An 8,891-nucleotide genomic window follows, 5' to 3' on the forward strand; every position below is an offset into this window, starting at 1 on the left:
CTAGCGGGGTGCCGCGCCCTCGGCGTGGAAACTCGGGGCCGGGCGGCGAGCTAGAACGCCGAAAGTGTGTACAGGTACCGCTCCTGGATCTCCTGCAGCGAGTCACCGGCGTGCGAAGTCCCTCCGGTGGCCTCCGAGATCTCCCTCAGGTCCTGGGGAGGGTCGCCGTCGGTGATGGCCATGGTCACGATGTAGACGGGTTTGTCCCGGTCCTGTTCCTCCTTGAGGGTACGGACCAGCTCATTGAGCTCTTCGTCGTTGCCGTGCGTATCGCTGCCGTCACTGACGATCACCACGGAGTTCACGGCCTGCTCCCGGTAGTTGTCCTGAACTTCACGGAACGCTGCCAGGGCGGTGCGATACAACCCTGAGCCGGTGTCTTCCGCCAGCTCCGCGTTCGCCAGGGCATCCTGGATCTGCTTCCGCTGCGGGGTTCCGTCCACGTACTCGTCCATCCGTCGGATCGGGACCAACTGCTGGTAGGGCTTGTCCGCGCCGTCGGCGACCGTGGAGGTCCACAAACCGATGGAATCCCGGGTGGGAATGAATTGCGTTCGGATCACCGTGGAATCCACAGCGGTGCGCCAGTAGGAACGATTGGCCTCGGGATTCTCCCGGCCCATGCTCTCCGAAGCATCCAGGACGTACAGGGCGTTGTGGGCGGAGGTTTGGCGGGACCACGTGGTCATCAACCGCTGCCAAGGCATCTCGTCCTGAACGACCAAACGGGCGCGGCAGCGGCGGAGCGAGAGTCCGCGAGCCGTCGGCCATCGACCCCGCGCAGGTGATGGTCGGTCAGAACTTGTAGTCCGCGCTCGGAATCCAGGTACACGGCGATCTCCTCGGCGGCCTGAGCAATCGTTTCGTTACGGCTCGCGGCCTCGGACGGGACCATGAGCGGGTAGTCCAACAACCAGGCGCCCGATCCGGGAACCATGGCCCGAACCTGATCACCCTGGGGATGGGATTCCACGAAATCCAGGAACCCCTTCTCGGAAACCACCGCCATCCGTTCCTGGCTCACGGAGCTTTCGAGTAGCTCGGCCTCGGTGGAGGCGGCCTGACCTGATTCCCCGGACACCGTGCGCGCGATCATGGCGCGGGTCAGTTGCTGCTTGGACGCCGTGTTGTTCTGGACCTCGGCCACCGCGGAACGCGCGGCCGCGTGCGCCGCGTTGTCCCGGAGCGGATTGCCCATCAGGACCGAGCTGTCCCCGATGATGTCCGTCCAGGTCGTGAAGTCCCTGGTGTGTTCCGGGGCCACGACCACTGGTGAGGATGTCGCCAGGGACTCGGTGTGGATCGTGAAACGTTTGGTTTCCGAAGTGGTCGGGAAGACTGCGCTCGAGGTGGGGATCCACAACCCCGCCGACATGTCCTGTTGGGGTTCTGCGTGGTCATCGGGATCGTCACCCTGCCGGGTGGTGTCCAGGACGATGCAGGACTGCGAATCGACGGGCTTTTGCTTCAGGATGTCGGCCATGGTCTGATCCGTGACCACGGGTACGCGCTGGGTGGTGTCGCACTCGGCCGGCACGGTGGGGCCGGTGGCGTGTTGCTCGCTGTCGAAAACTACGAAACCCAGCCCCGTGCCCCCCAAGAGCAGGATCGCCAGCCCACCGGCCAGGGCAGTGCGGCCGCTGCGACGGGTGCGTTCGGCGTCGCGCCGAGCACGGCGCGTGCTCTGGACGTTCATCCTGTCTCCCTCGGGCCCATTGATACGACAGTCCCACCGATTATTGCCCGCTCGGCCAAGGACTGTAGGCCGTGTGTCCGTGATTGGTGACAAGTGACCACCAAAGTGTGGACAGTTCTGTGAGTAGATCGCGATCAGGCGTTGGCTACCTTATAACTTGAGGACCCGAGGGAGGTGCTCAGCCGGGGAGAACAGTCTTGGGCGGACCGTTGACTTCGGCGTCATCATTGCTGCTTTAGGGGGCGCAAGATCTCATGAAAAATCGTATTGCACGTGCGGGTGCCGCCGTAGTCGTCGCTGCTGGTTTGACCTTCGGTGCGGCCGCACCGGCACAGGCCTTCTCGTGGTTCGGTCCGGGCTATACCTACCCGTCGCACTCGGAATGGGTTGTTCCCACGTGCCAGGCACCGGTGAGTTCGGGTCGTTCTTCAACCGGAACTTCAACAGCCACATCGGTGACTTGAACAACTTCACCTCTACGGCCAGCAACATCTACTCCAACACCTTCTCCAGCCCCAAGGGTTTCCTCACCAGCTTGGCGTACACGGTGACGCAGCCGATCAACTTCTTGGCGTACCCCACTCTGGATCTGCTGGGCCACGGTCAGGCCACCGCGCAGTCCAGCTGCTAGTACCGCAGCATCTCGAACGCATGGCGCGTTCAGTGTGAACAGGCCCCCGGTTGCTCAGGCAACCGGGGGCCTGTTCGTAGCCCGGAGTGTGGGCTACTGGCCGTTGATCGTCCGGTGTTCGCGGGACAATTCCATGTAATGCTCTGCGTTCTTGCGAACGGCAGCGCGTTCATCGTCCGTGAGTTCTCGGCGGACCTTGCCGGGCACACCGGCCACCAGGGAACCGGGTGGCACCTGCGTCCCCTCGAGGACCACGGCACCCGCCGCGATCAGGCTTCCGGTGCCGATCACCGCCCCGTTGAGAACGGTGGCGTTCATTCCCACGAGGACTTCGTCCTCGAGCGTGCAGCCGTGCACCACGGCACCGTGGCCAACGCTCACGCGTTCACCGATGGTGCAGGGGTGGCCAGGATCCGAATGGACCGAGACGTTGTCCTGCAGATTCGAGTCCGCGCCCAGCCGTAAGGGGGAGCGGTCGCCTCGCACGACCGCGCCGTAAAAGACCCCCGCGCCGGGGCCGATCTCCACATCGCCGATCAGGGTCGCGTTGGGAGCGACGAACGCCGTGCCCGCGACCTTGGGCTCATGGTCGCCGTAGGGGAGGGAAAGATGCTGTGCTGCACCGGTGGATTCGCTGTGCGTCATGGACCACAGTTTATCCACCGGTGCGGGGCGCAACGTGACCTAGCGGGCCTCGTTGCCGTCAGACACGGACTGGCGACGCAGCCGGGCCAGGGCCTTCTCGGGACGTCGGGATGCTCGGTGCTTCAGGGACACGGAGATCTTCTGGCCACCCTTGAGCACGTACTCGGCGCCGTTCACATGAATGGTCACGGGTCCCGCCTTGGACGAGGTGCCTTCCAGCTCCAGAATGTCCTGGTCGATGGAGACCTCGATGACCTGTCCTCGGTAGAGCACCGTGAAGTCCACGGCCTGCAGTTCGCGGGGCAGCGTAGGGCGGAACTCGAGCCAGTCACCGCGCACGCGCAATCCGGCATAGGCGCGGGTGATCACGTCCACGGAACCGGCCATGGCGCCCAGATGGATGCCCTCGCCGGTGGTGCCGCCCTGGGTGTCGTCCAGGTCCACCATGAGGCGTCCTGGAAGGAACCCCATGAACGGTCCGGATCCAACCACGCGAGGACCGCGGCGTTGACCACGCGGGACAGCGAAGACCCGTTGGAGGACCGCGCGATGTAGTGGTCCACGGTGCGCTGCACGGTGTCGTGGTCGATCGAGTAGCCCATGCGCTCGAGCTCTTCGACCAGACCCTCCGGGCCGAGCAGGTAGACCAACATGATGGTGTCCGCTTGCTTGGTCAGCTTGTAGTTGTTGGTGAGGTCGCCCTCGTTCTCCAACAGCAAGTCCAAGCGACCGATGTTGTGGTACTTGGTGCGGTAGAAATCCCAGTCGAGTTCTTCGAGCTGGTCGTAGCCCTCGAACTGCGAGATGGTGCCGTCCGAGTTGAACGGCACGTACATGTGCTTGGCCATGTTCAACCAGGTCTGAACCTCCTGGCTCGAGATCTCGAATCGTGTTTCGAGTTCCTCGCGCTGGTGCTCGACCATGTCGTTGAAGATGTGCGCCGAGTGGCGGAACAACCACGACGCCAGAATGTTGGTGTAGGCGTTGTCCTTGAGTCCGCCACCGTGCTGACCCGCGGGGCCGTCGTGGTATTCGTCCGGTCCCATGACACCGGCAATGTGGTATTTGCCGTCGTGGGAGTCGTACTCGGCCAGGGACGCGAACAATCGGGTGATGCCGATGATCAGTTCCGAGCCGTGGCCGGACAACCAATCGATGTCACCGGTGGACTCGTAGTAAACCCAGGCGTTGTACGCGATGGCCAGGCCCACGTGGAATTGGCGCCAGGAATTATCCGGCAGCCAGCGACGGGAGTGGTGGTTGTACAGCTCCGGCGGAGTCTCCTCGCTGCCGTCCGAACCGGACTGCCACGGGAAGGCCGTACCGTACAGGCCGAATTCCTGGGCACGGTGACGCGCCATGCGAGTCGACGCCACCTGTAGGACAGCAGGGAGCGGGTCACATGCGGGTGGCGCATATTGACCACGGGCAGGATGAACAGCTCGTCCCAGAAGATGTGGCCGCGGTAGCCCTCGCCGTGCAAACCACGGGCGGGTACGCCGGCGTCGCGCAGTGACAGGTGCGGTGCCAGCGTCTGAGCGGTGTGGAACAAATGGGTGCGCATGGCCAGCTGGGTGCTGCGCGATTCCGCGGAGTCCTCGGCGGCGTCGAGCGTGACCTCGTAGCGGTCCCACAGGCGGGCACACTCGATCTCGTGCGATGCCAGCAGCTTGCGCACGCCGAACGGGGTGCGGTCCAACTCGGCCAGGGCGCCTCGCGCGGAGAGCTGATGGCGGCGTCGCGACCGGTGACCACCGCGGTGGTGCTGTCGATGATCACGGGCTGGTCGGAAGAGACCTGGATCAGGTGGCGGCGGAACTCGATGCCTCCCGGGCGGACCTCGCGGCGCTCGCTGCTGGGGACCTCGCTCTCCACACGGGTGCGCTGAGCCATGGCGATCTCGATCTTGGACTGAGTCGTCCGCACCAGGGAGAGCAGCGTTTCGTGCTCGTCCGGAAGTGTGGTGGACTCCAGCAGCATCAGGTGGTGGGAGTTGAGCTCCTTGTATTCGGCCACACCGCTGTTGGTCACGGTGGGGTCGATGCCGGTGCGCACGTGCAACCGGCCCGTGTAGTTGTGGGGGATCAGAGTGGTTTCCTGAGCACCCAGGTGGCGGTGCCGCAGGGACACCAAGCGCCGCTGCACCACGTCCAAGCTGCGGATCGAGCCGTCCGGACGCGGTTCCGGATCACTCAGTGTCAGCGTTCGGGTCAACAGGCCGCGGCGAAGATCCAGGGCCACGTGTTCCTTGGAGGGGTGCAGACCGCCCTCCGACCACCACTCACCTTCCGCGAAGCGCAGGTCCAGGTGCAGCCAGTTGGGGGTGTTGACCATGGACTCGTGTTCGGCATCGCGGCCGTTGATGTTGCTCTGCACACGGTTGAACACACCAGCCAGGTAGGTACCCGGGTAGTGGACGTCGTTCGCGGGGAATTCACTGGCCGCGCCACGCACGCCCATGTAGCCGTTGGCCAGGGTCAGCAGCGCTTCGCGGCGCGGTTCGTTCGCGGGGTCGAAGCCCTCGAAGGCCAAGGTCCAGGGGTCATCGCGCAGTGCACCGAGGTCCAGCTCTCCCACGTCGTTGAGCACGATGTGCGCGCCGCGCGGTAGAGCCGATCGCGTGCGCTGTCACGGTTGATGCCCACGACCAGTCCGAAGCCACCGGCGACACCGGCCTGCACGCCGGCCACCGCGTCCTCGACGACCACCGAGTTGTCGGCGGGCACGTTCAACAGTCGGGCGCACTCCAAGAAGGTGTCGGGAGCGGGCTTGCCGGGAAGGTTCTGCTGGGCGGCCATGTTGCCGTCCACGATCTCGTCGAACATTTCAGACAGTCCGGCCGCGGCCAGGACCACGCCGCTGTTGCGGCTTGCAGTGACCAGACCCACGGGTACGCCGGCGGTCTGCAGGCGCTTGATGAGGTCCACTGTGCGCGGGAAAATGCGCACTCCGTGTTCCTTGAGCTCCGCGTGGAAGAAGCCGTCCTTGGTGGCGGCCTGACCCTGCACGGTCCAGTCGCCGGCCTTGGGCTCTTCGTCGTTGCGCGCCTCGGGCAGCATGGCACCGCGGGCCGCGAGCAGCGCGCGGACGCCGTCCTCGCGGCGTCGTCCGTCAACGTAGGTGCGGTACTCGCCCAGGGGATCGAAGGGGGAGCGGTCGATCTCGCCTCCTGGTTCGGAGGGCTCCAAGCGCTCGTCGACCAGAATGGCGTCGAATAGTTGCTGCCACGCGCGCGCGTGCACGCTGGCAGTGTCCGTGACCACGCCGTCCATGTCGAAGATGACGGCTGAGTAGCGGGTCCGCAGCACATCCACCGGGGCTGAAGGAGCATGGTCCTCAGTGATCCGGGGCATGGAAGCGGTGAACGGGGCGGTGGGCAGAACGTTCACAGCGCAGTATCTCCTTGGACGGATCAGAGCCGATCCGAGCTGGTCATTCGGGGGTCAGGAACATATTAAGGAAACACTCGTCACGGTGAAACGGAAAGTAGCCCGCAAACAGTGTGTTCCTCACGTCGATGTGCTAGGCAACCTCAAAAGTGTACGAGCATACGGGCCCGTGTACCAGTGGGTAGAGCGTGGTTTCTTACACAGTTGTGCACCGACATCCTTGCGAACGGTCTCGGGGCTATGCTGGACGCGACCCCCTCCCGCGCCAATAGAAGGTGGAGCATGACGGAATCTCTGGGACAGTCAGTCACCAACCAGCCGCTGTCCGAGGTGGACCCGGACGTATCACGGGCCATCGATCAAGAATTGGGGCGCCAGCGCTCCACGTTGGAAATGATCGCTTCCGAGAACTTCGCCCCGCGCGCCGTTCTCGAGGCGCAGGGCTCCGTGCTCACCAACAAGTACGCAGAGGGCTACCCGGGACGCCGGTACTACGGTGGTTGCGAGTACGTGGACGTGGTGGAGAACCTCGCCCGCGATCGCGCCACCCAGTTGTTCGGTGCCGAGCACGCCAACGTGCAGCCCCACTCCGGCGCCCAGGCCAACACCGCCGTGATGGCTGCGCTCATGCAGCCCGGTGACACCCTGATGGGCCTCTCCTTGGCCCACGGCGGGCACCTGACCCACGGCATGAAGATCAATGTGTCCGGCAAGCTCTACAACATTGCCGCGTACGAGGTGGATCCCGAGAGCTACCGCATCGACATGGACAAGGTGCGCGAGACCGCACTGCAGGCCCGCCCCAAGGTGATTGTCGCCGGCTGGTCCGCGTACTCGCGTCAGCTGGACTTCGAGGCCTTCCGCTCCATCGCCGATGAAGTGGACGCCAAGTTGTGGGTCGACATGGCTCACTTCGCCGGTCTGGTGGCCGCAGGCCTGCACCCCAATCCGGTGCCCCACGCGCACGTGACCACTTCCACCGTGCACAAGACACTGGCGGGCCCGCGTTCCGGTGTGATTCTGTCCACCGAAGAATTCAAGAAGAAGATCGATTCCGCAGTGTTCCCGGGCCAGCAGGGCGGCCCGCTCATGCACGCCATCGCGGGCAAAGCCGTGGCCTTCAAGATCGCGGCAACCGAGGACTTCGCCGATCGTCAGCGCCGCACCATCGAGGCGCCCAGATCCTCGCCGAGCGCTTGAACGCACCGGATGTGGCCGAGCACGGTGTGTCCGTTCTGACCGGCGGCACCGACGTGCACCTGGTGATCGTGGACCTGCGCAACTCCGAGCTGGACGGCAAGCAGGCCGAGGATCTGCTGCACCAGGCCGGCATCACCGTGAACCGCAACGCGGTTCCGTGGGATCCCCGCCCGCCCATGACCACGTCCGGTCTGCGCATCGGTACTCCCGCGCTGGCCACTCGCGGCTTCGGCGCGCAGGAATTCGAAGAGGTCGCCGACGTGATCGCGGCAGCCCTCAAACCCGGTGCGGACGTGGACGCCCTGCGCAAGCGCGTGGACGCCCTGACCGAACAGTTCCCGCTGTACCCCGGCCTCGAGGAATGGTGAGGATGACCGCTCAGATCCTGGACGGCAAGGCCACCGCGGCCGCCATCAAGTCCGAACTGGCCGAGCGCGTCAAGGTGCTGACCGAGAAGGGGCGCGTCCCCGGACTGGCCACGGTGCTGGTCGGTGACGACCCGGCGTCGCACTCCTACGTGGCGGGTAAGCACCGTGACTGCGAGCAGGTGGGGATCTCCTCGATCCGCAAGGAACTGCCCGCGGACGTCTCACAGGCGGACCTCGAGAAGGTCATCGACGAGCTGAACGAGGACCCGGCCTGCACCGGGTACATCGTGCAGCTGCCGCTTCCCGACCAGATCGACACGAACGCGATTCTGGAACGGATCGATCCGGCCAAGGACGCGGACGGGCTGCACCCCACCAACCTGGGGCGCCTGGTGCTCAACGTCAGTGAGCCCATGACCTCGCCGCTTCCGTGCACTCCCGCCGGGATCATCGAGTTGTTGGATCGTCACGGCGTGAAGCTCCAGGGCAAGCATGTTCTGGTGGTAGGTCGCGGTGTCACCGTGGGCCGCCCCATCGGGCTGCTCCTGACCCGCCGCGAAATCAACGCAACCGTCACGCTGGCCCACACGGGCACGCAGAATCTGGACGAGCTGCTCGCCCAGGCGGATGTCGTGGTGGCGGCGGCCGGCCGACCGCACATGATCAAGGCCGACCAGATCAAGGACGGCGCCGTGCTCCTGGACGTGGGCGTCTCACGGATCGAAGATCCCGAGACGGGCAAGAAAAAGCTCACGGGTGACATCGAGCCCGCCGCGTCGGAGAAGGCCTCGTGGCTTTCACCGAACCCCGGTGGGGTGGGCCCCATGACTCGTGCCATGTTGCTGGTCAACGTGGTCGAGTCCTGCGAACGTGCCGAGGGCATCCTCAAGTAGCAGGGGACCTCCTCGCGTAACGATCCCGGACCACGCGAAACGCCGACGCCGCGCCGCCCACTGGGCAGC

The 8,891-nt window shown here is 65.0% G+C and carries 8 protein-coding genes and 2 pseudogenes; 3 read left to right on the top strand and 7 right to left on the bottom strand.

What is annotated here, in order from left to right:
* Positions 1 to 50: 50 nt before the first annotated feature.
* A complete protein-coding gene (locus YO9_RS0108840) occupies positions 51 to 707 on the bottom strand; it encodes a VWA domain-containing protein (RefSeq protein ID WP_223286311.1) in 657 nt (218 codons plus the stop codon).
* Positions 689 to 1,696, bottom strand: a complete 1,008-nt coding sequence (locus tag YO9_RS0108845) for a hypothetical protein (RefSeq protein WP_016997157.1) — start codon at positions 1,694 to 1,696, stop codon at positions 689 to 691. Before YO9_RS0108845 ends, YO9_RS0108840 begins: the two co-directional genes overlap by 19 nt.
* Positions 1,697 to 2,093: 397 nt before the next feature.
* On the opposite strand from YO9_RS0108845, the gene YO9_RS0108850 reads away from it, so the two are divergent.
* Complete coding sequence (locus YO9_RS0108850) at positions 2,094 to 2,327, top strand: hypothetical protein (protein ID WP_016997158.1); 234 nt, start codon at positions 2,094 to 2,096, stop codon at positions 2,325 to 2,327.
* Positions 2,328 to 2,420: 93 nt separating this feature from the next.
* Here YO9_RS0108850 and YO9_RS0108855 read toward each other — a convergent pair whose 3' ends face one another.
* The 5 genes and pseudogenes from YO9_RS0108855 to YO9_RS17685 all read right to left on the bottom strand — a co-directional run bounded on the left by YO9_RS0108855 (position 2,421) and on the right by YO9_RS17685 (position 6,361).
* The gene (locus YO9_RS0108855) at positions 2,421 to 2,972 is read right to left on the bottom strand and encodes a gamma carbonic anhydrase family protein (RefSeq protein WP_031272968.1); all 552 of its coding nucleotides are present in this window, start codon (positions 2,970 to 2,972) and stop codon (positions 2,421 to 2,423) included.
* Between the two features lie 39 nt (positions 2,973 to 3,011).
* Positions 3,012 to 3,419, bottom strand: coding sequence for a glycosyl hydrolase family 65 domain-containing protein (locus tag YO9_RS17670; protein ID WP_016997160.1), 408 nt, complete (start codon positions 3,417 to 3,419; stop codon positions 3,012 to 3,014).
* Positions 3,338 to 4,485: pseudogene (locus YO9_RS17675) on the bottom strand (glycoside hydrolase family 65 protein). The gene YO9_RS17670 and the pseudogene YO9_RS17675 overlap by 82 nt, the downstream one beginning before the upstream one ends.
* Positions 4,371 to 5,561: a glycoside hydrolase family 65 protein gene (locus tag YO9_RS17680; RefSeq protein WP_223286312.1), complete on the bottom strand. Its 1,191-nt coding sequence runs from the start codon at positions 5,559 to 5,561 to the stop codon at positions 4,371 to 4,373. The pseudogene YO9_RS17675 and the gene YO9_RS17680 overlap by 115 nt, the downstream one beginning before the upstream one ends.
* Entirely contained in the window at positions 5,450 to 6,361 is a 912-nt protein-coding gene (locus YO9_RS17685) for a beta-phosphoglucomutase family hydrolase (RefSeq protein WP_223286313.1), read from the bottom strand. The genes YO9_RS17680 and YO9_RS17685 overlap by 112 nt, the downstream gene beginning before the upstream one ends.
* Positions 6,362 to 6,643: 282 nt before the next feature.
* On the opposite strand from YO9_RS17685, the pseudogene glyA reads away from it, so the two are divergent.
* A pseudogene (gene glyA / locus YO9_RS0108865) lies at positions 6,644 to 7,929 on the top strand (serine hydroxymethyltransferase).
* 2 nt (positions 7,930 to 7,931) lie between these two features.
* Positions 7,932 to 8,822: a bifunctional methylenetetrahydrofolate dehydrogenase/methenyltetrahydrofolate cyclohydrolase gene (locus YO9_RS0108870; RefSeq protein WP_016997162.1), complete on the top strand. Its 891-nt coding sequence runs from the start codon at positions 7,932 to 7,934 to the stop codon at positions 8,820 to 8,822.
* Positions 8,823 to 8,891: the final 69 nt, after the last annotated feature.

The sequence above is a fragment of the Kocuria atrinae C3-8 genome (assembly GCF_000286355.1).
GTDB classification, from domain to species: domain Bacteria; phylum Actinomycetota; class Actinomycetes; order Actinomycetales; family Micrococcaceae; genus Kocuria; species Kocuria atrinae_A.

Excerpts from the sequence above, each read along its gene's own strand:
- YO9_RS0108840 (WP_223286311.1), bottom strand. The coding sequence starts at position 707 with ATGCCTTGGCAGCGGTTGATGACCACGTGGTCCCGCCAAACCTCCGCC.
- YO9_RS0108845 (WP_016997157.1), bottom strand. The coding sequence starts at position 1,696 with ATGAACGTCCAGAGCACGCGCCGTGCTCGGCGCGACGCCGAACGCACC.
- YO9_RS0108855 (WP_031272968.1), bottom strand. The coding sequence starts at position 2,972 with ATGACGCACAGCGAATCCACCGGTGCAGCACAGCATCTTTCCCTCCCC.
- YO9_RS17670 (WP_016997160.1), bottom strand. The coding sequence starts at position 3,419 with ATGGTGGACCTGGACGACACCCAGGGCGGCACCACCGGCGAGGGCATC.
- YO9_RS0108870 (WP_016997162.1), top strand. The coding sequence starts at position 7,932 with ATGACCGCTCAGATCCTGGACGGCAAGGCCACCGCGGCCGCCATCAAG.